General features: G+C 62.9%; 16 protein-coding genes. 5 read left to right on the top strand and 11 right to left on the bottom strand.

Annotated elements, in window-relative coordinates; all coding sequences use genetic code 11:
- Positions 1–591: 591 nt before the first annotated feature.
- The 3 genes from J2X70_RS18725 to J2X70_RS18735 all read right to left on the bottom strand — a co-directional run bounded on the left by J2X70_RS18725 (position 592) and on the right by J2X70_RS18735 (position 3793).
- The gene (locus J2X70_RS18725; protein ID WP_309911639.1) at positions 592–2310 is read right to left on the bottom strand and encodes a thiamine pyrophosphate-dependent enzyme; all 1719 of its coding nucleotides are present in this window, start codon (positions 2308–2310) and stop codon (positions 592–594) included.
- Between the two features lie 109 nt (positions 2311–2419).
- Positions 2420–3280 (bottom strand): SH3 domain-containing protein, encoded by an 861-nt coding sequence (locus tag J2X70_RS18730; RefSeq protein ID WP_309911641.1) that lies wholly within the window; start codon positions 3278–3280, stop codon positions 2420–2422.
- A 36-nt stretch (positions 3281–3316) separates the two neighbouring features.
- On the bottom strand, positions 3317–3793 hold the full coding sequence (locus J2X70_RS18735) for a DUF3574 domain-containing protein (RefSeq protein ID WP_309911643.1): 477 nt from the start codon (positions 3791–3793) through the stop codon (positions 3317–3319).
- Positions 3794–4033: 240 nt separating this feature from the next.
- Between J2X70_RS18735 and J2X70_RS18740 the strand changes: the two genes are divergently transcribed.
- The 4 genes from J2X70_RS18740 to otsA all read left to right on the top strand — a co-directional run bounded on the left by J2X70_RS18740 (position 4034) and on the right by otsA (position 10572).
- Positions 4034–6466 (top strand): TonB-dependent receptor, encoded by a 2433-nt coding sequence (locus tag J2X70_RS18740; RefSeq protein ID WP_309911645.1) that lies wholly within the window; start codon positions 4034–4036, stop codon positions 6464–6466.
- Between the two features lie 166 nt (positions 6467–6632).
- On the top strand, positions 6633–7391 hold the full coding sequence (gene otsB, locus J2X70_RS18745) for a trehalose-phosphatase (protein WP_025874307.1): 759 nt from the start codon (positions 6633–6635) through the stop codon (positions 7389–7391).
- Positions 7392–7429: 38 nt separating this feature from the next.
- A complete protein-coding gene (locus J2X70_RS18750; RefSeq protein WP_080150638.1) occupies positions 7430–9211 on the top strand; it encodes a glycoside hydrolase family 15 protein in 1782 nt (593 codons plus the stop codon).
- On the top strand, positions 9208–10572 hold the full coding sequence (otsA, locus tag J2X70_RS18755) for an alpha,alpha-trehalose-phosphate synthase (UDP-forming) (protein ID WP_032975160.1): 1365 nt from the start codon (positions 9208–9210) through the stop codon (positions 10570–10572). Before J2X70_RS18750 ends, otsA begins: the two co-directional genes overlap by 4 nt.
- A gap of 74 nt (positions 10573–10646) precedes the next feature.
- Here otsA and J2X70_RS18760 read toward each other — a convergent pair whose 3' ends face one another.
- Genes J2X70_RS18760 through rluD form a run of 3 tightly spaced genes read right to left on the bottom strand, consistent with a single transcriptional unit; the run spans position 10647 to position 12828 of the window.
- Positions 10647–11072 carry a thiol-disulfide oxidoreductase DCC family protein gene (locus J2X70_RS18760; protein ID WP_059064896.1) on the bottom strand — a complete coding sequence of 142 codons (426 nt, stop codon included), beginning with the start codon at positions 11070–11072 and terminating at the stop codon, positions 10647–10649.
- Positions 11072–11839 carry a peptidoglycan editing factor PgeF gene (gene pgeF, locus J2X70_RS18765; RefSeq protein WP_309911649.1) on the bottom strand — a complete coding sequence of 256 codons (768 nt, stop codon included), beginning with the start codon at positions 11837–11839 and terminating at the stop codon, positions 11072–11074. Before pgeF ends, J2X70_RS18760 begins: the two co-directional genes overlap by 1 nt.
- Positions 11839–12828 carry a 23S rRNA pseudouridine(1911/1915/1917) synthase RluD gene (gene rluD / locus J2X70_RS18770; protein WP_309911651.1) on the bottom strand — a complete coding sequence of 330 codons (990 nt, stop codon included), beginning with the start codon at positions 12826–12828 and terminating at the stop codon, positions 11839–11841. The genes pgeF and rluD overlap by 1 nt, the downstream gene beginning before the upstream one ends.
- Positions 12829–12941: 113 nt before the next feature.
- On the opposite strand from rluD, the gene J2X70_RS18775 reads away from it, so the two are divergent.
- Complete coding sequence (locus J2X70_RS18775; RefSeq protein WP_025874301.1) at positions 12942–13826, top strand: outer membrane protein assembly factor BamD; 885 nt, start codon at positions 12942–12944, stop codon at positions 13824–13826.
- Positions 13827–14998: 1172 nt separating this feature from the next.
- Here J2X70_RS18775 and J2X70_RS18780 read toward each other — a convergent pair.
- The 5 genes from J2X70_RS18780 to J2X70_RS18800 all read right to left on the bottom strand — a co-directional run bounded on the left by J2X70_RS18780 (position 14999) and on the right by J2X70_RS18800 (position 22629).
- Positions 14999–16114, bottom strand: coding sequence for an IS1595 family transposase (locus J2X70_RS18780; protein WP_309911653.1), 1116 nt, complete (start codon positions 16112–16114; stop codon positions 14999–15001).
- A 1479-nt stretch (positions 16115–17593) separates the two neighbouring features.
- Complete coding sequence (locus J2X70_RS18785) at positions 17594–18112, bottom strand: 3'-5' exoribonuclease (protein ID WP_309911655.1); 519 nt, start codon at positions 18110–18112, stop codon at positions 17594–17596.
- 284 nt (positions 18113–18396) lie between these two features.
- On the bottom strand, positions 18397–19158 hold the full coding sequence (locus J2X70_RS18790) for a hypothetical protein (protein ID WP_309911657.1): 762 nt from the start codon (positions 19156–19158) through the stop codon (positions 18397–18399).
- 1 nt (position 19159) lies between these two features.
- Positions 19160–20260, bottom strand: a complete 1101-nt coding sequence (locus J2X70_RS18795; protein WP_309911660.1) for a hypothetical protein — start codon at positions 20258–20260, stop codon at positions 19160–19162.
- A gap of 11 nt (positions 20261–20271) precedes the next feature.
- Positions 20272–22629 carry a sensor histidine kinase gene (locus J2X70_RS18800; RefSeq protein ID WP_309911662.1) on the bottom strand — a complete coding sequence of 786 codons (2358 nt, stop codon included), beginning with the start codon at positions 22627–22629 and terminating at the stop codon, positions 20272–20274.
- Positions 22630–22648: the final 19 nt, after the last annotated feature.

A 22648-nucleotide genomic window follows, 5' to 3' on the forward strand; every position in this document is an offset into this window, starting at 1 on the left:
GGGGGCGGCGCTCGCACGCCTAACCCCCCTGCGTGGGGGCTGGGTGGCCCACACCCCCCCCCCCCCGCGGGGGCCCCCCCCCCCCCCCGCCCGGCCCCTGACAGTTTCCTGCGGACGCCAACCACGGAAGAGAATCAAAAGATCAAAAAAAAAGCAGAAGCCGGTCGCTGCGCTCTCAGGCGCCGGATCGCAGGCATCTGCGTGGTTGCCGGCCAGCGGCCGGCACTACCGACAGACATCCACGCATTGCGTGGATTTACCGTGTCGACCAAGGTCGCCCCCCACGAACAACAGACCATGCCATTCCAACAGATCGTGGGAATCTGTCGAAGGCGGGGTGGGTCCGGTTGCGGGGGTGTCCGCGGCATGGATGCCGCGGCCAAGCCCCCAAGGGTGAGGGCGCTTTGCTTGCGAAGCACTGCTTCGCAAGCGCCCGAACGCACAGCCGCCAGCGGCTGGGCCGGTCTGGGGGTTTACGGCGTCCCCCGCAACCGGACCCACCCCGCCATCCCACCGATACCCCGCTTTTGACGTTGACGTTGACGTTGATTCGGCGGGTGCAGGGCGCAGCCCTGCATCAGACCCCAACCCTCACTTCTTCAGGAAGTTGTCCACCAGCAGATGCTTCACGTCGTCGATGCGACCACTCAGCACTGCCTTGGCCGCATACAACGCCGTGCCCGCCACCTGCTTGGCCTCGATCTGCGGCGGCATCACCAGCTCCGCGCGACTGGTGTGTACATCCAGCAGCGCCGGCCCACGCTGGGCCAGGAAATCCTGCACCGCTTCTTCCAGGTCCTCGCTGCGGGTGACCGTGCGGCCATGGAAACCGATCACCTCGGCCAACCGGCCGAAATCCGGATTCTTCAGGTCGGTGTAGTTGTCCAGCAGCCCCTCCACCTTCTGCTCCAGCTCGACGAAATTCAGCGAGCCGTTGTTGAACACCACCACCTTGATCGGAAGATTCTCCTGCACCGCGGTCAGCAGGTCGCCCAGCAACATCGCCAACCCACCATCGCCGGACAACGAAATCACCTGCCGCCCCGGGAAGGCCTTCTGCAGACCCAGCGCCTGCGGCATCGCGTTGGCCATCGTGCCGTGCAGCAGGCTGGTCAGCGTGCGGCGCCGGCCATTCACCCGGATATGCCGCAGCACCCACACCATCGGCGAGCCACCATCCGCGGTGAACAGCGCATCGTCGGTAGCGTACTTCGACAGCAGCGCGGTCAGGTGCTGCGGATGGATCAGTTCGCCTTCGCCGGGTTGTTCCTCCTGCTCGCGCTTCTTCAGCGCCTTGTCGCGGTGCTCGATGCATTCGTCCAGGAAACTGCTGTCTTCGCGCGGGGGCAGCATCGGCAGCAGCGCGTCCAGCGTCGGTGCGATATCACCGACCACGCCCAGGTTCACCGGATGGCGGCGACCGAGGTGGCTGCCGTCGCGGTCGACCTGGATGATCGTGGCCTTGTCCGGATAGAACTGGCCCCAGGCGAAATCCGCGCCGAGCAGCAGCAGCGTGTCGCACTCCATCAACGTGTGGAACCCGGATTCGATGCCGAAGACTCCGGTCATGCCCATGTTGTACGGGTTGTCCGGTTCGACGAAGTCCTTCGCACGCGATGTGTGCGCCACCGGTGCCTGCAGGCGCCGCGCCAGTTCCAGCAGCTGCGCATGTGCCCCCTGGCAACCGGCGCCGGCATAGATGCCGATACGCTTGCCCTGCCCCAGCAGTTCGGCGATGTGCTGCAGCTCGGCCTCAGAGGGGCGCAGCACCGGCTGGGTGTAATGCACCGAGAACGGCACATCGTGCTTCACTTCCGCTTCGCTGATGTCGGCCGGCAGGATCACCACCGCCACACCGCGGCGGCTGATCGCCGCCTGGCAGGCCAGCGCCACCACGCGCCGTGCCTGGGCCGGGCTGTACACCTGCTCGCAGAACACGGTGCAGCTGCCGTACACCGCCTTGAAATCCACTTCCTGCGGGAACTCCATGCCCAGTTCGCTGGTGACCACCTGGCTGGCGATAAGCACCATCGGCGCGCGGTTGCGGTTGCTCTCGAAGATGCCGTTGATGAAGTGCAGACCGCCAGGACCGCACGAACCCGCGCAGGCGGTCAGCTGGCCACTGATCAATGAATCGGCACCGGCCGCGAACGCCGCGACCTCTTCATGGCGGACATGCACCCACTCGATCTCACTGCGATGCAGTGCGTCGGTGACATGGTTCAGGGTGTCGCCGACGATGCCATAACAACGGCGGACGCCCGCCTGCTGCAGGGTATCGACGACGATCTCGGCAACGCGCTTGCTCATGGGACTACAGCCTTGCAAGGGGGAACCCCGAGGCTAGTCCCGATGAAGTGATGCTCCCGTGGGCAAGAGGCCGATCGCCTTGTCGTGCAAACTCCGGGCAGGGCTGCCGTCAATCGTTGACGTTGATCCACCCCGTCACCGCGCCGCGCTTCGGGTTGCGATAACGCAGCTTCACCCAACCATCCTGCTCATCCAGCATCTCCACGCGATCACCCTGCACCAGGTAGCGCTGCGTGCTCGATGCACCAGGGCGGTCGAACAGGAACAGGCGCGCAGGCAGCACGCTCGCCATCAGCCCCACCAGCGGCGCACCGCTTGCTGGTGCGCCGAGCCCGTCGCCGATGGCGCTTTCCAGCACCTTGCCGGAGGGATCGTAGGTGCGCCACACCGCCAGTGGCCCTTGGTTCTCGGTCTCTTCCCAGTGCAGCGCACGGTTCAGCGTATCGCCCAGCATCAACACGCTCTCACCGCGGTACAGATAGAGCTGCGGTCCGTTGAAGCGATACACGTCGGTGTACCACATCGGTCCGCTGCGGCAGCTGGCGGTCAGCGTGCGCGTGGCGGCGTCGGCGGTAAGGCCCATCAGGTCACCGCACTGGTCGTGTCCATGGGTCACCGCCTTCAGTGCGCGGAACTCACCGCCGCCCACGTCGAAGCGATAGACCGCAACGGCCTCATTGACCATGCCCACCGCCGCGCGCGCAACCAGCTCGGGACGCCCGTCGAAATCGAGATCCTCTGCGCTCAGGCGCGAATGTCCCTCGGCGTCCGGCGCGCCAGGCAGGCGCTGCCGCTTCCCTGCCGGCTGCAGGAGCACGGCTAGCATGCCGTCCTCCTGTACCTCTACCGACGCCTGCACGCCCGCTGCCGGCGAAAACCGCAGCAGGCCCCGGTCCTCGTCCTGCGCCTGTGCCGCCGGCGCCAACAGACCGGCCAGCATCACCGCCATCAGCACTTCCCTGGGTGTCATCGTCATTCCCTGCAGCGCCACAGTGGCGCGTCCAGGTCAGAACGATACGTCAACCGCCTGCCGCGACCACAGTACCGACTGGTGTTTGGTCTGCTGCTTCCACGCCAGACGGATCGCTTTGATGTCGGCGCGGCGCTGCGGGCTGTCCTCGTGCAGCACCACCAGCACCTTGGTGCGCAGGCGGTTCGGGGAGGCATCGCCACGGAACAGCCACTGGCCGTAGGCATCGAACACGGTCAGGCCGTCCGGGAAGCGCGGCGTCACTTCCTTGTCCAGGAACGCGCGCCACTGCGCATCGCTGATGGTGTCGGCCTGCGGGCGGTCACCAGCGCCCTGCTCTTCGCCCACGCCGAAATAAAGCTCGCTGCGCACCCAGCCGTGGCCGCTGGACGGACGCGCGGCGTCGCCCTGCAGGTCGGCGGTGGTGGCATAGGCGCTGGGCGCCTTCGATGACAGGCTGGCGCAGCCACTGGTGGCCAGCAGCACGGCGAAGACAAGGCCAAGGTGTTTCATCGGGAACAGCACTCCGGGAAGGGGAAAAAGCACGACGAAGGGGCACGGAGGGTACACCTGCGCCTCGGTTGCGGCTGCAACCAATGCCCTCATGCCGGCAGGGCATGAAGTGATGCAATGGGAGACGGGACTTGCATCGCACCGCCTCCTCACGCCAAGATAATATATCGCTTCATCCGGATGGATGTAAGTGAAACTATCTCTCCCCCCCTTCCCCACGTCGTTGCTGCTGGAGTCCGCATGTCCCCCCGCCTGTCCGCGTCGCCGCTCGGCCTCGCCATCGCGCTCGCCCTGTCCCCCGCCCTGGCTTCGGCCCAGGACGCCGCCACCAACCTGGACACGGTGATCGTCACCGGCACCCGCGCCGCCGACCGCACCGTGCTTGAATCCACGTCACCGGTGGACGTGCTGACCGCCGAGGACATCCGCAAGGCCGGCGTGGTCAATGGCGAGCTGGGCAGCGCCCTGCAGGCCCTGCTGCCCTCGTTCAACTTCCCCCGCCAGTCCAACTCCGGCGGCGCCGACCACGTGCGCGCCGCGCAGCTGCGCGGGCTGTCGCCGGACCAGGTGCTGGTGCTGGTCAACGGCAAGCGCCGCCACCACACCGCGCTGGTCAACACCGACAGCAAGATCGGCAAGGGCACCACCCCGGTCGACTTCAACGCAATCCCGGTCAGCGCCATCAAGCGTATCGAAGTACTGCGCGATGGCGCCGGTGCGCTGTACGGCTCCGATGCCGTGGCCGGCGTGATCAACGTGATCCTCGACAACGGCGGCGACGGCGGCGAGATCGAAGCCAGCTACGGCGCCAACCACACCGACCTCAAGCCGATCGGCCGCACCCTCACCGACGGCCAGACGGGCAACCTCAGTGCCAAGGTCGGCACCTCGCTGGGCGAAGACGGCGGCTTCCTGCGCGTCGGCCTGGAATACAAGAAGCGCAATGGCACCAACCGCGCCGGCTTCGACCAGATTCCGCCGTGGGACCAGACCGAGGCAAATCTTGCACTGCAGGGCAAGCGCAACTACGTGCTCGGCGATGGCGCCAGCAAGGACATCAATCTGTGGCTGAACACCGAGATTCCGGTGGGCAAGACCGCGACGTTCTATGCGTTCGGTACCTTCAACCAGCGTGATACCGAAGGCGCGAACTACTTCCGCTATCCCGATGGCGATGCCAACTGGAAGGAGGTCTACCCCAATGGCTACCGGCCGATCTCCGAAGGTGAGAACCGCGACGTGCAGGCGGTGGCCGGTATCCGTGGGCAGTGGGGTGAATGGAGTTATGACGGCAGCCTGGATTACGGCCAGAACGACTTCACCTATCGTCTGCGCGATTCGCTGAATGCCTCGCTGGGCCCGACCAGCCCGACCCGCTTCAAGACCGCGGACTACGAGTACGCGCAGACCGTGGGCAACGTCGACCTGAGCCGCGTGTTCTCGCAGAGCGACAGCATCAGCCACACCCTGGGCCTGGGCGCCGAAGCCCGCCACGAACGCTACCAGACCCGTCCAGGCGACCCGGCCAGCTACGCCGCCGGCCCGTACACCGATCGTCCGACCGGCTCGCAGGCAGGCGGTGGCCTGACTCCGCAGGACGCGGCGACCTTGTCGCGCGATGTGGCCAGCGTCTACGCCAGCCTGTCCAGCCAGTTCGGCGAAAAATTCTCCACCGACCTGGCCGCGCGCTACGAGCACAGCGATGACTTCGGCGGCGAACTGACTGGCAAGCTCGGACTGCGCTACGAGTTCACCCCGGCATTCGCCCTGCGCGGCGCGATCTCCAACAATTTCCGCGCACCGTCGCTGGCGCAGATCGGCTACGAATCCACCTCCACCGGTTACAACGCCGGCGGCCAGCTGGTGCAGGGCCGCCTGCTCTCGGTCAACAACCCCATCGCCCGTGGCCTGGGTGCGCAGGACCTGAAGCCGGAGAAGTCGCTGAACACCTCGCTCGGCTTCACCAGCCGCATCGGCGAGCACTTCGATCTGTCGCTGGACTTCTTCCAGATCGACATCGACGACCGCATCGCACTGTCCGAGAGCATCACCGGCGATGCGCTGACCGATTACGTGGCCACCAACTACGGCGTCGGCGGCCTGCAGAGCGCCAGCTTCTTCGTCAACGCCGCCGACACGCGCACCCGCGGCGCCGAGCTGGTGAGCAACTGGCGGCAGTCGCTGGGCGATGGCCAGCTGCTGTTGACCGGCACCTACGCCTACACCAAGACCACGCTGAAGAACGTGCTGGCCACACCGGCGCAGCTGCAGGCGCTGGACCCGGACTACGTGCTGTTCGGCATCGAAGAGACCAATACGCTGACCGACGCCACCCCGCGCACCCGTGGCAGTTTCTCAGCCGCTTGGAGCAACGACCGCTGGTCGCTGAGCAGCCGGGTGAACCGCTACGGCAGCGCGACCCGCGTATTCAACTTCGGTAATGGCTACATTCCGCGCCAGACCTACCAGGCCGAGTGGCAGCTGGATGCGGAAGTGGAATACCGCATCACCCCGCAGTGGAGCGTGGCCATCGGTGGGCAGAACCTGACCGACAACTACCCGGATCGCTCCAACGAGGACATCCACTACTTCGGCAACCTGCCCTACGACGTGCTGTCGCCGATCGGCAGCAACGGTGCGTACTACTACGGTCGCGTGCGCTACACGTTCTGATTGCTGCGAACAACGTGCCGACCAACGGTCGGCACCCACCGGGACGCGATGGATCGCTGCGGGTGGGTGCGCCGGCACCCACCGGGTGGGTGCGGACCGTTGGTCCGCACCAGCCGTAGCCTGACCTCGACCCGGCGTACACGCCGCCGCTGGCATGGTGGTCGTCATGGCTGAACCGCTCCCCCTGCGTCCGCCACCTCCATTGCTGGACGACGCCTGCGCGTTGTTCCTCGATGTGGATGGCACCCTGATCGAATTCGCTGCACGCCCCGACGCCGTGCAGCTTCTCCCCGATGTGCGTGAAGCCATCGGCCGCATCAGCGATCGACTGGAAGGTGCCGTGGCACTGGTCAGTGGTCGCCCGCTTGAACAGCTGGACCAGTTGTTCGCGCCGCTCAAGCTTCCCGCTGCGGGCCTGCATGGCCACGAACTGCGTGCGCAGGACGGGCACGTGATACGCGATGAGCATGCTGACGACACCGCCGACTGGCTGCATGCGCTTCATCAACAAGCCATGCGTTTCGCCCATGGCCACCCCGGCGTGCTGGTCGAGAACAAGGGCGTAGGCCTGGCCCTGCACTGGCGTGGCGCACCGCATGCAGCCAACGATGTGCGCGCCTTCGCCGACCGCCACGTTCGCGGCCGTGCCAGCTATCGCCTGCAGCCGGGCGACCATGTCGTCGAATTCGTCCCGGTGGCTACCAACAAAGGCAGAGCCGTACGTCGGCTGATGCAGTACCTGCCGTTCCGTGGTCGTCTGCCGGTGTTCCTCGGCGATGACCTGACCGATGAATTCGGCTTCGATGCGGCCAATGGCCTGCATGGCTGGAGCGTGCTGATCGGCGAACGTGAACCCAGTGCAGCGGTGTTCGCGCTGCCCGACATACGCAGCGTGCACGCCTGGCTGCGTGAGAATGCGTATTGACCCCGGCCCCCACGGCCGCAACCGAGATGTACCGCGTGATGACCCAACCCGATCTTGATCTGGGCGTGGTCGGCAACGGCAGCTTCGGCGCCCTTATCGACAAGCACGCCCGTGTTGTCTGGAGTTGCCTGCCGACCTTCGACGGCGACCCGACCTTCTGTGCCCTGCTCAGCCCCAACCAGCAGACCGGCGGCGACTTCGCCATCGAGCTGGAGGACTTCGCCGGCAGCGAACAGGAATACCTCACCAATACCGCGATCCTGCGCACCGTGCTGCGCGATGCGCATGGCGGCGCGCTGGAAATCCTCGATTTCGCCCCGCGCTGGCGCCAGAACGACCGTTTCTACCGGCCGGTCAGCCTCATCCGCCAGGTGCGACCGTTGTCCGGCAGCCCGCGCATCGTGATCCGCGCACGACCTCTGGCCGACTGGGGCGCGCGCGTGCCCGAGTCCACCTGGGGCAGCAACCACGTGCGCTGGATCCTGCCCGAGCATGTGCTGCGCCTGACCACCGACGTGCCGGTGCGCTTCGTACGTGATGGCCTGCCGTTCGTGCTCAACCATCCCATCCACCTGATCCTGGGCGTGGATGAATCGCTCAACCGCTCCATCAGCGGCTACGTGCAGGAAGCGTTCCAGCGCACCCGCGACTACTGGCGCGAATGGGTGCGCTACCTGTCCATCCCGCTGGAATGGCAGGACGCGGTGATCCGCAGTGCGATCACCCTCAAACTCTGCCAGTACGAGGACAGCGGCGCGATCATCGCAGCGATGACCACCTCGATTCCGGAAGCGCCCGGCAGCGTGCGCAACTGGGACTACCGCTACTGCTGGCTGCGCGATGCCGCCTTCGTGGTGCGCGCGTTGAACCGTCTGGGCGCCACCCGCACGATGGAGCAGTTCCTCGGCTACATCTTCAACCTGGCCACCACCGACGGCACCCTGCAGCCGCTGTACGGCATCGGCTTCGAAGCCAAGCTGGACGAGGACGAAGTGCCCAGCCTGTCCGGCTACCGCGGCATGGGCCCGGTGCGGCGCGGCAACCTGGCCTGGGTACAGCGCCAGCACGATGTATACGGCAGCGTGGTGCTGGCCTCCACCCAGCTGTTCTTCGACCGTCGCCTGCAGGATCCGGGTGACAGCCACACCTTTGCCCGGCTCGAACCGCTGGGTGAACAGGCGTTCGCACTGCACGACGTGCCTGATGCCGGCCTGTGGGAATTCCGCGGCCGCACCGAAGTGCATACCTACACCAGCGCGATGTGCTGGGCGGCGTGCGATCGCCTGTGCAAGATCGCCGTGCGCCTGAAGCGTGATGACCGTGCACAGTACTGGCGCGAGCGTGCCGATACCATCCACGCACGCATCATGGAAAAAGCCTGGAGCGAGGAGCTCGGCCACTTCACCGATACCTTCGATGGCCATCGCCTGGATGCCTCGTTGCTGCTGCTGGCCGACATCGGCTTCATCGACGCCAACGACGCACGCTTCGTCGCCACCGTCGAGGCCATCGGCCGCGACCTCAAGCACGGCAACGCGCTGTACCGTTACATCGCGCCGGATGATTTCGGCGAGCCGGAAACCAGCTTTACCATCTGCACGTTCTGGTACATCGATGCGCTCGCCGCCATCGGCCGCATGGATGAGGCGCGCGACATGTTCGAATCACTGTTGCAGCAACGCAACCATCTTGGCCTGCTGTCGGAAGACCTTGCCTTCGACGGTGGTGAAGCCTGGGGCAACTTCCCGCAGACCTACTCGCATGTCGGCCTGATCACTGCGGCGATGCGCCTGTCGCGGTCCTGGCAGGAGGCTTCATGAGCCGTCTTGTCATCGTATCCAACCGCGTGGCTGTGCCCGGCGAGAACCGTGCCGGTGGCCTCGCCGTGGGCCTGCTGGCGGCGCTGAAGGAACGCGGCGGATTGTGGTTCGGCTGGAGTGGCAAGAGCGTGCGCGAGGCCAGTGGCGCGCTGCACGAGCAGCGCGATGGTGACATCCAGTACGTCACCATGGACCTGGCCAAGCGCGATGTGGACGGCTACTACAACGGCTTCGCCAATCGCACGCTGTGGCCACTGCTGCACTTCCGCCTGGACCTGGTCGACTACGACCGCGGCACCCGCGAGACCTACCACAGGGTCAATGCACTGTTCGCCGACAAGCTGGCGCCGCTGCTGCGCGAAGACGACATCGTCTGGATCCACGACTATCACCTGATTCCGCTCGGCGCGATGCTGCGCGAGCGCGGCATCGGCTGCCGCATCGGCTTCTTCCTGCACATCCCGATGCCCTCGGCCGACCTGCTGCAGGCCATGCCCGACCATCTGCGGCTGTTCTCGGCGCTGTATGCCTATGACCTGGTCGGCTTCCAGACCCAGCGCGATGCCGATCGCTTCCAGACCTACCTGCGCCTGTTCGGCGGTGGCCGGGTACTGGAAAACGGCAAGCTCGAAGCGCCCGGCGGACGTCACTTCCGAGCCGCGGCGTTCCCCATCGGCATCGACACCGAGCTGATCGCCCGGCAGGCCAGCACCGCAGCCAGCAAGGCGGCCGTAAAGAACCTGCGCAGCAGCCTGCGCGACCGCCAGCTCGCCATCGGCGTGGATCGCCTGGACTATTCCAAGGGCCTGCCCGAACGGTTCCTCGGCTTCGAACGCTACCTGCAGCGCCATCCCGACCAGCGCGGCTCGCTCACGTACCTGCAGATCGCACCGGTCTCGCGCGGCGATGTCACCGAATACCGGCAACTGCGCAGCCAGCTGGAGCAGATCGCCGGCCACATCAATGGTGGCCATGCCGAGCCGGATTGGACACCGCTGCGCTACGTCAACCAGAACTTCACCCACGCCACGCTGACCGGCTTCTATCGTGCCGCCGCTGTCGGCCTGGTGACCCCGCTGCGCGATGGCATGAACCTGGTCGCCAAGGAATACGTTGCCTCGCAGGACCCGGAAGATCCCGGCGTGCTGGTGCTGTCCCTGCTGGCCGGCGCCGCCGATGAAATGAAGCAGGCGCTGCTGGTCAACCCGCACGATCTGGACGGCGTGGCCGATGCCATCGCCACTGCGGCGACGATGTCGCTGCACCGGCGCAAGGAACGCTGGCACGCGATGATGGAACACCTGCGCACCTACGACATCAACCACTGGCGCCGCAGCTACCTCGAAGCCTTGGAAGGTTGACCGCCCACGCCGGGCATGGCCCGGCGCTACTTTGATCCGGGCACGGGGTAGCGCCGGGCCACGCCCGGCGGCGCTTAATCGAGGAAGCGCGCCGCCTGTGCCGGCGTCGGCAGGAAGCAGGCGTCATGGCGCCCGAACCAGCGATAGCGGTTGCGTGCCAGCACGCGGTAGGCGCCATCGCGCCAGCCGCGTGGCAGCACGCGCAGTACGGCAGCCAGGCGCCAGCCACCACCCAGTGCCGCCAGCACGCGCAGGATCGCATCGGTATCGGTCCACGCGCCCTGCCCGTCCAACAGCAGGAACGAGGTTGGGTCGTGCGCGTCCAGGCCATGCGCGCGCAACATCGCGCTGCCCTGCGCGCCCTGCATCGCCGCGAAGCGAAAGCGTTCCTGCCGGTCGAACCGCAGCAGGAAACGCACCCAGCGGCTGCACAACGCGCAGACGCCATCGAAGACGATCACGCCGCCAGGCTCTACACCCGCAGCGCGATCCCCCCGCATCAGTCCATCCACACCAGCGTCGCCATCCGGCCAGTGCGGCGGTCGCGACGGTGCGAGTACAGATCCGCATCGGCCATGGTCGAGACCGTGCCGCCGTGGATGTTGCCCAGCTCCATGCCCGAGGCCTGCAGGCGCTGTCGCGCCAGCGCGAACAGATCCACTTTCCAGTGACCGGGGCGGGTCGCCACGAAGGCCGCCGCAGCGGCCGCGTCGTGGCCGACGAAGGCGTGGTACACCTCTTCGCCGATCTCGTAGTCGGCCGGTCCCGCTGCCGGGCCCAGCCACGCGCGCAGCTGCGCCGGTGGCGTCTGCATGGCGGCCACGGTGGCCTCCAGCATGCCGTCGGCCAGGCCACGCCAACCGGCATGGGCGGCGCCCACCTCGCTGCCATCGACAGCGGCGAACACCACCGGCAGGCAGTCCGCGGTGAGGATCGCCAGCACTACGCCGGGCACCGAGGTCACCGCGGCATCGGCCACCGGTTCGCTGGCGCCCTCCACCGGCGGCGCGCCGAAACGCAGCACGGTGCTGCTGTGCACCTGGCGCAGCCAATGCGGCGCCGATGGCAGTGCCAGGCCCTGCTGCAGCAGCTGCCGGTTGTGCTCGACGTTGGCCGGGGTGTCACCGTCGGCCGCATGCCGGTTGCCCAGGTTGAACTGGGCGAACGGCGCTGGCGAGATACCCGCGCCATGCCGGCGCGTGGTCAGTGCATGCACGCCCTGGGGCGCCGGCCAATCAGCCTGCAGCAGCGGCAGCGCGGTAGTCATTACCAGCGGTCCCGTTCGCGCTCGGCGAAGGCCGCGCTGTCTTCGCGCAGCACCTTCATCAGGTGCAGCATGTCGGCCGGCGCCGGCGCGGTGTTGCGCACCGGCTCACCACTGATCGGATGCACGAACTCCAGGGTCTCTGCATGCAGGGCCTGGCGCTTGAAGCCGCGCAGCGCGGCCACCAGCTCGTCGCTGGCACCCTTGGGCAGCTTCAGCGCACCACCGTACAGCTGATCGCCCACGATCGGGTGGCGCAGGTGCGCCATGTGCACGCGGATCTGGTGGGTACGCCCGGTTTCCAGCCGGCATTCCAGCGCGGTATGCGCACGGAAGCGCTCGCGCAGGCGGTAATGGGTCACCGCTTCCTTGCCATCCTCGCGCACGCCCATCTTCAGGCGGTCGCGCGGGTGGCGATCGATCGGCGCATCTGCGGTACCACCGGCCACCAGCGCGCCCATCACCACGGCCAGGTACTGGCGGTGCACGTCACGGGCGGCCAGCTGCTCGACCAGTGCGGTCTGCGCTTCCAGCGTGCGGGCCACGACCATCACGCCGCTGGTGTCCTTGTCCAGGCGATGCACGATGCCCGCGCGCGGCAGCACCGCCACCGACGGGTCGCGGTACAGCAGCGCATTGACCAGGGTGCCGCTGTGGTTGCCGGCACCGGGGTGCACGACCAGGCCGATCGGCTTGTTGATCACCAGCAGGTGCTCGTCCTCGAACAGCACGTCCAGCGGGATGTCTTCCGGCTCGGCGGTGGTCTGGGTTTCCAGCACCACCTGCAGGGTGACCACCTCGCCGCCGCGCAGCGCGTCGCGCGGGCGTGCCTGCGCGCCGTCCAGCAGGACGTCGCCAGCCTTGATCCACTCGGTCAGGCGGGAGCGGGAGTATTCGGGGAACAGCTCGGCCACGACCGCGTCGAAACGACGGCCGGCGGAGGTGTCGGGGACAACGGCCTGGCGGGCCGATTCGGAGGGTTGTTCAGACATGGCAGGGGGCATCTTTGAAATTTTGGGGTCCCGGCGAGCCGGTTTCAGTCGCTGGACAGGACACTAGGCTATCATCGACCCTTCGTATTCCAGCCGCGTCCCGCATTGACCCCATGATCCGACGCTCCGTCCTGCTCTCCGCGCCCGTCCGCCTGACCGCCCTCCTGCTGGTGCTGGTCATCGTCGCCACTGGCTGCAACCGCGGCACCAAGGGCGATCGCCCTGATGAAGGCACCCCGGTCGAACAGCTCTACGAAAAGAGCCACAAGCTGATGCAAGGCGGCAACTGGAGCGGCGCTGAAGCCAGCTTCCGTCGCCTGGTGGCACAGTATCCCTACGGCCCGTACACCGAGCAGGCGATGATCGAATCGGCCTATGCCCAGTACAAGGCCGGCAAGCACGATGACGCGGTGTCCAGCATCGACCGCTTCATCCGTACCTACCCGACGCACCGCAACATCGCGTACCTGTACTACCTGCGCGGCCTGGCCAACTCCAACCGCAATACGGTTTTCCTGCGTCGCGTATGGTCACTGGACGCAAGCCGCCGCGATCTGTCCACGCCGCATCAGGCGTATTCAGACTTCAACATCGTGGTCGACCGCTACCCCAACAGCCGCTACGCCGCCGATGCGCGCCAGCGGATGCTGGTGCTGCGTGACGTATTCGCCCAGCACGAACTCGACAATGCCCTGTACTACGTGCGTCGCGGCGCCTGGGTCTCGGCTGCCGGTCGCGCCAACTACCTGCTGGAAAACTACCCGCAGAGCGCATTCCAGAACGATGCCGTGGCGGTGCTGGCCGAGTCCTACACCCACCTGGGCAACAAGACCCTGGCCGACGACGCCCGCCGCGTCCTGCAGTTGAACCAGCCGGATCACCCGTGGCTGGAAGGCAAGTGGCCGAAGTACCCGTGGATGATCCGCAAGCTGAACCCGTTTGCCGGCGAGAAGTCCGCCGCCACCGGCCAGCGCAACGCGCGAATGGAAAAGAAGTAACGCTAATTGGTAGCAGTTGCCCCATGAAAAGTCTGGGAGGACTTTATACAGTCCTCCCATGACTTGGCGCACCCCTTCCTCACTTAAGTGGTTGATCGTAAAGCACTCCCGGTTGCAGGGCGAGATTGAGCTGCTGCACCGGGAGGCGGCCGAATTGGATGCCCAGGTCATCGCGCACCGACAACGCTTGGAGAAGGCAGAACGAAGCCTCCTTGCCATCGAGACATCTCTGGGTATGCACGAAGTCCCGGTGGACGTGGGCAAAATTGCTGCCGTCCGTCCCCGCGTGAATCGACCCTGCTTTAGGCACGGGGACCTAACTCGCAACCTGTACGCCACATTGAGAATGGCTGGAGATTGGCTGACCACAGGTGAGCTGGTCGAACGCCTCACGGGGCATACTCATGAGAATTGCGACCGTCAGTTGTATGAGCGGGTCCGTCGATCATTCCGGAAACGCCTAACCTCCCTGGTCTTGCGAGGAGCTGCGGAGCGCGAATTCACTCAAGGCACCACTGACCGCCGACAGAATCACACCCGCTGGCGTCTACTATTGGAAGAGCGATAGCAACGCGGGATAGGGCCGAGGAATACTCTTATCCTGAGCTATCCGCTGCTTTTTTCAACGTCATTTGTGCCGCCTCTCGCCCAGAAGGACGCGAGTTTTCGGCTGTACAGCTCTTCCACGTGGGCGGCGTCTGCGATGGTCTGCGCTGAAGCGGCGCGTTCAGGTGACCAGTCGTTGTGAGCCCGCCACGTCTTGGAAGGCCTGTAAAACTGAGCCCATTGCTGCTCGATAAAGCCTCGCCTTCGCAGGAAGTCAGGCAGGCGGGGATTCACGACACTGGCGACATACGTCGCATCCCACGGGTTGAGCTCATCGCATAGGTCTAGGAATCCCGTGAACCAGCCTCGGCCCTCGTACCGCGGGTTAGCGACGACGCTAGCAATATTGAGTACACGAACGCGTTCGCCAAATCCATCCAAATTGTGGACAGCAGAGTGCACATGGACCTTGAAGCCCCCTCTCTTTAGGTCCACACGCTGCGGCACTGCTTTCCCCTCGAGTAGCCTAAGCCAGGTTAGGAGCTGAAGCTCCACACTGGGAATCCGGTTGAGCTGAGTATTTGTCATCATGGATCGAAGATCCTCCTCGGCCATCATAGCTTCGGTCACGCGACGGCCAAGCTGCCCTTGGCCAAGAAGTAGTCGATGCCGAGCTCTGCACCGCGGTGATTGCCCTGGAAGTAGCCCCGCCACCAAGATGACCGTTCGGACTGCACCATCCCCTTAAGCAGGGCGTGTACTCGCGATCTCTGGCAGGCCCGGCGGTAATTTTCCCGCCAGACCATCTCGCAGGCGTAATCCTGGATATAGGTAGGACGGAAGCCGTGGGTTACGCCGTACTCGTGCCGTCGTATCCTGCTGTTCCAGGTCTCTGCAGCGTTGTTGCTTACCCCTTCGGATGTGGAGTACTCGTGGGAATGCTGCACACAGTAGTGCTCGAACCAGCTGCTCAGTCGGTTGTAAGCGGGGCTCTCGTCGGACATGATAAGAGATCCTCGTTGGATGAAGCGTCGGGCTAATGCGACAACATTGGCCTCGTTCTCGGCATTGCAGGCGAATGCCAATACGCGCTTGGACCCGTCTCCCTTGGCACCTGTCTGGCAGAGCGAGATCACAACCCGTTTGTTCATTCGCTTGTACCAGTTCCCGCGCGTCATGCCTGCGGACAGCCATGGCTTGGACGGATCGTCAGGCACCTTCTTGCCATATCGAACCTTCAGTGCGTCCTTGGGCATTTTCATTCGTCGATTTGGCCGACGTGGCTTGCCGCCCAAGTAGATACCGTCCATGTGGACGATGCCATGCAGGGGCGTAAGGTCCATCGTATTGACTAGCACCTCTCGGATCTTGCCGAAATTGGTTTGTGCAGTTTTGATCTGGATACCGAGCTCCCGCGCGGACTCAGCCAACGACCGTCCCTTAGCGCCGCTCTCAAAGAATAGGAGCAGGCCGAGAAGCCGCCGATAGGAAAGCTTCCGCGCATGGAAGGCAGTGCGGCTGGTGGCACTAAACTCATGGCCACAATCGGCGCAGCGCCAGCGCCGCTTTGCCTTTCGGCGGTAGTGCCGGCGGAAGGTGCCGCAGTCCGGGCACCCCTGTTCAGTTTCGCTACCCCAGCGCAGTTGAGCGAACAGTGCTTCTGCTTCGTCTTCAGTCAGATCTCTGCAAATACCGGCATAGTTATGCGCCTCCTTGGAGTGCAAGAAGTTCGTTTTAGCCATGTGGATAGCCCCAAAAGCGGTCTCGGCCCCCACGGCGTGCCGCGGGGTATGAGCTGGCTTAGCCAGCGGCCGGGCACACGATGTCCTTCCGCCCGGCCGATTCAGGGCTAGGCAGTTGCATCCATCGAGCGGAAATGCATAATTGGGCGTGCAGGCCCGTCAAGATCTGCACCCCACAGAAGCCTAGGACTGCCCCTGCAAGGGCCCCTAGGCTTTTGTGCATCTGGCTCCCGGGTTTTTGATCCGGTGCTTACGGCATGTTTGCTCTCTCCTCTTAGTCCTAGGCCTCATGGTCGGCAACGGCCGCTTCGTCTATGCCGTAGGTGCCATCCTTTCCGGCAGCATTGGCATGGCCCTGCGCATCAACTTGGTACAGGTACTCCGCTACCGCGCGTGCAGTGGCGAACCATCCGCGCCTACCGGATAGCAACTGCATCTCTACTGGCAGCCTTCCCCGACGCCTAGCCTGCCTTACTGCGGCTGCGCTCGGATACCGCAGAGCGCTTGCCAGATCGGCAATGGAAAGGAGTTCTCCAAACTGCTGAGTCAACCGAGCCGCTCGCTGGTCAATCTCGGCTTGGCGATTAGAGCGACGTGTCACAGCGTGACTGCCTGTAGAGCGAAGTTGCACGTAGTGTCGCTTGCGTGACTGATGTGCGTGGGGGAATAATCGGGATGCAAGAGAATTCCCTCATTTTTTCCCCCAAGCCGCCCCCTGCATGTCGAGTCCCCAGAAGCCAAGCGGCAGTTATACGGTGAACTGGCGGGCCCTACGTGGGAGCATGTGGCTCGACTACTGCTTGTCTAGATCAGGGGTAACGCCCTACCGCTTCTCCATCGACTACATGGCGGACGACAGCGCCGACAGCAGACTCGTTTCCAAATGGCTGAACGGCAAAGCAAGTCCGACCCGAGCATCGGCCCTTCGAGTTGCAGGCCTGCCAGACAGGCGACGCAGAGAGCCAGCGAAATCGCTTCCCAACTCAATCTGGTTGTTCGACGCCGCCTCACTACTTGGGCCTGACGCACCCACTCGGAAACGGGTGACAGCGCTGATCGATGAGCGCTTGAGCCAGGTAGGGGCCAATTCATGGCGGTGGGACTTCCCCGAAGAGGATGGCCCCTTTTCTTACGCGTCCACTCGCTATGAAACGGCGGAGCTGGAGGCCAGAGGGGACATCTGGGGGCTCTTAGCTCTGGTCTGTCTCATGTGGGAGGCGGAACTGCTGAGTCTGGGAACCACGCATTCCGAGCTTTTTAAGGCCACAAACCGCATGGCATGCACCATAGTCGAGCCCCCTTGGGCATTGCCATATAGAGCTGCCATCAGTTCCCTGATTCCCTGCTTTAGGGACCGAGTGCTTTTGACATATCTTTTCACTGATGGCACAGGTAAAGAGCGCGCAGTTGGCCCTTGAAACCCCGAGATGCCTGAAGATGCGGGAGCTGCATCCTAAATCGGACCGTTTGCCAGGATGCTCAGTGAGCCTGACTCGCGCTGTCACTTCCTGCTAGCGCATCAATGAAGGCCCAGCGAAATGCATCCGCGTCGACCGCAGCGTGATGCTTGCGCTGGGCCAAGGCAGGATTGTTGCTGAAGTACCTTTCGATTCCGCTACGCACGTCCTCCCGAAGCACCAGCGTCGTAACTACCGACGGAACGGACGGCATAGCCTGCAAGGTGTCCGCCGGCAAGTCGAATCCGTCAAGCGCGTATCGGAACAGCGTAAAGTCGGTCCGATAGTCAGCTAGTACGAACGGACTTTCAAACTCGGCAAGGAAGTCGCGCAGGCCTTTCGCGAACTCAAAGGGTGTCTTAGCGGCGCACCCTCGATCTAACAACGGATACACCACTCGGCGAACGAAGTCCGTCGGCTGCTCTGGCAGAGTCGCAACCTCAGAGTAGAATCGATGCTCGCCATTTTCAGACACGAGAGCCAAGCTAACCAGCTCGCGTCCCGCTTGATCGGCCCACTCGGTGTCGAGGAAGAAGCGCATGGACTGCTTTGTGTCCGATCTAGCAAGAGTGACCATTGTGCCAAAGCCAACGGGGCATGAGCTCCCCGTTTATGGGGGGCACAGCTGTGCCAATGATTCGCGCAAGCCTACACTGCGAAGGCGATCACGGCTGCGTTCTTGCGGGGCCGGCAGGTACCGACTTCACGCGAACCGCGTTCGGCCAGGTCTGCCAAGGTCAAGTCAAGCTGGACTCCAGCCATGGCCACACCCTCGGAGCTACCAGTACCAGGCGGTCACCCGCCTAGTACTTACGGCGTCGCTGGCTACCGGTGGCTTTCTTCATACCAATGGGAGGCGCAGAACGGTCCCCTTGTACATTGTGTCCAGCGCTGTTCCAAGCTATGAGACTGTCTGCTTGAACGTGCAGGATTGCTGGCGTTCATCACCTGCCGAAGCAATTTGACGAAGCCGTTCCTCACAGCAGCTGGACTTCGGCCTTCACAGAAGTAGTCAGCAATCACCATTGCCAGTACGGACATATAGTCCATTTGCGGCGTGGGAATTCGCACATCACGCATCGGCGTATTCAATCCACGATCCAAGTTCATCTTTTCATGCTCGATGCTGCCCAGTTCGCAGACAGTCTTCTTGATGAAGTCCTCGTCGAATCTCTTGACCTTCCCGAACTGGACATGAAACATCGGATGATAAGCAGTCTGCATCGCGTTGTATTCAAAGTCGAAATGCATCGTGTCCAGAAGATTCATGTTCACCATGCCGTCCGACTGCCGTCGAGTCTCATAGACCTCTAGATTCACGCCTCCCCTGTAGAAGACATCTCCAGTGAAGTAGAAGTGACCATCCATGACTATTGCTCGCTTGATGCGACTTTCCACGCTGGTCTTTCGAAGAGGAACATCCCAAAGAACAGAAGGATGCTCGAAGCCAATGCACTTGCCTTCCTCCCCCTTGTCCTGTTCCTTGAGCTTCTGCCAACGAACTCGTGCGTTGCGGCTCTCTATGACAGTAGTGGCAGCCTTGTGCACTTCGTCAACTTGGCGTCTGAATTTTGCGAAGTCAGTCATCTCAAATGCCCGCCAGTGGACCAAGTTCGTCAAGTACTTCTTCCTTGATCCTTGCCTCACTTGCGCCGGTCGGAACCCAGTCGGGATTTGGAGCTGCCTGGTCCTGGGTGATGGCTTCCCCAGAGATCATGCAAACGAATGCCTGCACGGCATCAGGATCCTGATCCACTCGAGTTAGCTTTGCCCCCTGAAGCCGTTCGTGATTGATGATGTCTCCGCCCGCAGTGGCCGCAAGGTCCACAAGCTTCGTCCGCCAGTAGTAGGGCTCTACCTCTGAGAAGGGCCCGTCGTAGCGCGCCTCATCCAACAGATGCCTAAAAGGGTCACAGTGAATAGCTTCGTCGGGCTCGACATTGAGGAACGCTGCGGCTGCCGACTGACTGAGAATCGGACCTTGGAACATAAGGATGTAGTTGAACAGCCAGTAACCCAGCTGCGTGGCATAGCGTTTGGTCTCTGAGATCAAGTGCTCTTCAGAGTCCTCCTCTGGCTTCGCAAAGAACGTGAGATTCTGGCCAGCGTAGCCCAAAAATTCATAGGATAGGTTCCCGTCGCCCAGTACCGCAGCTAGAACGTCCGTGGGGCTATGCTGCTTCTCCAATAGCTTCGGCTGGGCATCCAGTGCCGCCTCAATGCTCTTGAAAGCCGTGCTAATTGCTTTCAGGCGCGGAACAAGCTTTTCTTCCGCTTCAGGCCCAGTGCTCACAAACACACGTGGAATCCAGATGGCGGATGCTCCGTCTCGAATCGTGCGCTGTAGCTGCGGAAGCATCGCCAGATTGACGGACCTTCCGCCCTTCTGATACCTGCAGACGGGCATACCTACATCGCGCAGCGCAGCCTTATAGCTGGAATGGCTTTGCAACTCAGGCTGTCTGGCCAGGTCCGAGTCAAGAAGCACCAAGTCGATCGCATAGTCACGGATGGTTCCTTTTAGGAACTCGGCCAATTGTTCTTCAATGGCGCCGCCTTCCCTATCCATTTGCGTCGTGGTCAGCCCGACTTCTGCTGGCGAGAAGAATGTTAGGCCCGTGTTAGCTGCATACCCCTTGAACTTGTCGATTGTGTCGGCTTGATCTTCAATGATCAGTACATTGCACATGCTGTCCCCCTTCAGTCCTTTGCTGCTGGAAATGTTGCTCTAAATGCTGTGTTGAAGCCGGCAGGAGGGATCTTCATCAACTCAATCCTTCCGCCGACGCCTTCAATGACTCTCTTGATGACAGGCAGCCCCAGTCCCAAGCCGGAATTGAGCGGATTCGCGTCATCGGCGCTTTCAGTTGTGGTGAAGAGCGGATCCCAGATTCGATCTCTCAGGTAGTCGGGAATGCCAATTCCATTGTCCGCACAGACCATGATGTGTCGCTCCCCGTCATTGGTAGCGTAGATCTTGACCTTACGGTCAGTCGGAGTTGACCGAGCAACCAGAGCCTTCATGGCATTTGAGATGAGATTCATAGCCACGCCGTGGTAGGCCGCCAGCGGCACCGAGGGGCCAGCGAGTTTGGCATTGGCATCGATGTCAATTTCGATCCCATGCTCGGACGCGAGCGCCTCAACAGTGCGCTTTATGACTGTCAGCTGCGCACGCACTTTGAATGGCGTAATGGTCATCTTGCGAGAGGCGCCCACGAACAGGCGCATGTACTCGGCTTGCTCGGCCAGCGCTCTCTCATTGCGCAAGATGATCTCTGTGTCAGCCCTGAGCTCCGGATGCCTCTTTGCCAACCTCGACAAGGTCTCTCCGACCTCCTGGATAGCGCCGAGCGTCTTCTCGAACTCATGTGTCATGAATCCAGCCATGACGCCCATGGTCGACATGAGCTCAAGCGACATCCGGACGCTCTTGTCGTAGCCCTCCGCAATTGATAGCTGCTCCTCGGCCTCTTCAAGTTGGCGCAGCATGACCCGCTTGTGGTCGAAGTTGATCTCTTTGGAAGACCGAATCTCTGAGATGGTGGCCGCCAAGGCGGTCCTAGCATTCTTCCTGGCCTCCTCCTCCCGCGCCTCTTCATCTTGAACACGGATCGAACGATCGAAGTGGGCCAGTGCCTCAACCGCGAATCGGACCAGGTGCCACATCAGGCGATAGGCGCCATTGTCGCGAAGCTGCTCGCGATCCATGTTGGGCAGCAGGCAACCATCCTCTGTCTCAGAATTCGTGGGGCCCTTGCGTGTTGCCACGTGCACTCGACCGATCAACTGCGGAATTCTGGGAAGAGCGAGCATCGGGTTGAGCTGGGTATTCTTCCTTACCTGAGGATCCATCGGGTAGAACATGGGCGTGATGACCGACTGCCAGTTACGCTCGTTCGATGATTTTGATGACTCAATAGCTAGCCAGTCACTGTTCTCATCGGCATAGGCGGACATGGCAAAGCCGTTGTCGACAACCGCGATGCCGGAGTTCTCCTTTACCCACGTCATGGCCTTTCTTCCGTTCACGGGCAAGTCGACGAAGGTGCCTTGACGGTTAGGAAAGAATCGGATGTCGAGGAAAAGTGGCGTGTTTAGGGTGCCGGCCAACGGCAAGTGTGGAACCCCGGCAAGCTCCACGGGCACGCCCCTGGAATCCTTGTCGCCATCTGCCGCCTTCAGGCTTTTGGCGCTGTAACGCTTAGCAATTCGGTCGAGATGGAAAATCTTCTTCTCGATAGGCCTTTTCTCGTCCTTCCAGTACACACGGAAGTCCACAGTTCCATCGATGGCCACGCTCACTCGAGCTCGCGCGACGTACTTAGCGAGAATCTCCTCAGCCAGTTCTACCTCATCCCCATCGCTGTCCGCATCAGCAAAGTAGACGCGGAAGCCAGGGTCCTCAGCAGAATCCTGGTCAACATCAAATTCGAATTCTGGCTTCTCAAGGCCGCCATCGGCCTTCACGAGCTTAAGCACGTCGGTGCGCACCTTTGAAACAGGCAGGTCCGAAACATGCTCGCGGAGCCGACGCATTGTCAGCCTGGTACCGACCTGCTCAGCACGAGTTGCCGGTCTCACTGTGTACTCGATGGCCACATTGGCTACGTCTGTCTTCTTGGATATCTCTACCCAGTCGAACGTCGCCTTAAGCGTCGTTCGAGCACCCGTCTTGGGGTTCTCGCTCGTGGATTCGACAACTAGGACTGTTCCGAGGAATCTAGCTGAGAAGCGACCAACACCCTTTGAACCCGCCATGTGACGCATGTACAGCCGAGAGTGGCGCCGCTTCACCTTGTTGGTGCTGCTGACCACCATCCAGTTGTTGAGAAATTCGTGCTCAGTTAGGCCGTGCCCGTCGTCGGCTACGATGACAGCATCTGTCCCAATGGTGACTTCGCAATAGGACGCGTCAGCGTCATAGCTATTCTTGATCAGCTCTGCCAATGCAATCTCCGGCTTACTGACCAATCGCTCGCCTAACTCTTCAAAGAGCGCGGCGCTGATCTGGAAGTGGGCGGTCTTAACGTTCTTCGGAACGGCCTTCGTTGCCATAGCGCCTGCGCTCGATGTT

Source organism: Stenotrophomonas sp. 1337 (assembly GCF_031455455.1).
GTDB classification, from domain to species: domain Bacteria; phylum Pseudomonadota; class Gammaproteobacteria; order Xanthomonadales; family Xanthomonadaceae; genus Stenotrophomonas; species Stenotrophomonas indicatrix.

Bases quoted from the DNA above. Each gene is read 5' to 3' on its own strand.
- J2X70_RS18725 (WP_309911639.1), bottom strand. From the start codon at position 2,310: ATGAGCAAGCGCGTTGCCGAGATCGTCGTCGATACCCTGCAGCAGGCG.
- J2X70_RS18730 (WP_309911641.1), bottom strand. From the start codon at position 3,280: ATGACACCCAGGGAAGTGCTGATGGCGGTGATGCTGGCCGGTCTGTTG.
- J2X70_RS18735 (WP_309911643.1), bottom strand. From the start codon at position 3,793: ATGAAACACCTTGGCCTTGTCTTCGCCGTGCTGCTGGCCACCAGTGGC.
- J2X70_RS18740 (WP_309911645.1), top strand. From the start codon at position 4,034: ATGTCCCCCCGCCTGTCCGCGTCGCCGCTCGGCCTCGCCATCGCGCTC.
- otsB (WP_025874307.1), top strand. From the start codon at position 6,633: ATGGCTGAACCGCTCCCCCTGCGTCCGCCACCTCCATTGCTGGACGAC.
- J2X70_RS18750 (WP_080150638.1), top strand. From the start codon at position 7,430: ATGACCCAACCCGATCTTGATCTGGGCGTGGTCGGCAACGGCAGCTTC.
- otsA (WP_032975160.1), top strand. From the start codon at position 9,208: ATGAGCCGTCTTGTCATCGTATCCAACCGCGTGGCTGTGCCCGGCGAG.
- J2X70_RS18760 (WP_059064896.1), bottom strand. From the start codon at position 11,072: ATGCGGGGGGATCGCGCTGCGGGTGTAGAGCCTGGCGGCGTGATCGTC.
- pgeF (WP_309911649.1), bottom strand. From the start codon at position 11,839: ATGACTACCGCGCTGCCGCTGCTGCAGGCTGATTGGCCGGCGCCCCAG.
- rluD (WP_309911651.1), bottom strand. From the start codon at position 12,828: ATGTCTGAACAACCCTCCGAATCGGCCCGCCAGGCCGTTGTCCCCGAC.
- J2X70_RS18775 (WP_025874301.1), top strand. From the start codon at position 12,942: ATGATCCGACGCTCCGTCCTGCTCTCCGCGCCCGTCCGCCTGACCGCC.
- J2X70_RS18780 (WP_309911653.1), bottom strand. From the start codon at position 16,114: ATGGCTAAAACGAACTTCTTGCACTCCAAGGAGGCGCATAACTATGCC.
- J2X70_RS18785 (WP_309911655.1), bottom strand. From the start codon at position 18,112: ATGCGCTTCTTCCTCGACACCGAGTGGGCCGATCAAGCGGGACGCGAG.
- J2X70_RS18790 (WP_309911657.1), bottom strand. From the start codon at position 19,158: ATGACTGACTTCGCAAAATTCAGACGCCAAGTTGACGAAGTGCACAAG.
- J2X70_RS18795 (WP_309911660.1), bottom strand. From the start codon at position 20,260: ATGTGCAATGTACTGATCATTGAAGATCAAGCCGACACAATCGACAAG.
- J2X70_RS18800 (WP_309911662.1), bottom strand. From the start codon at position 22,629: ATGGCAACGAAGGCCGTTCCGAAGAACGTTAAGACCGCCCACTTCCAG.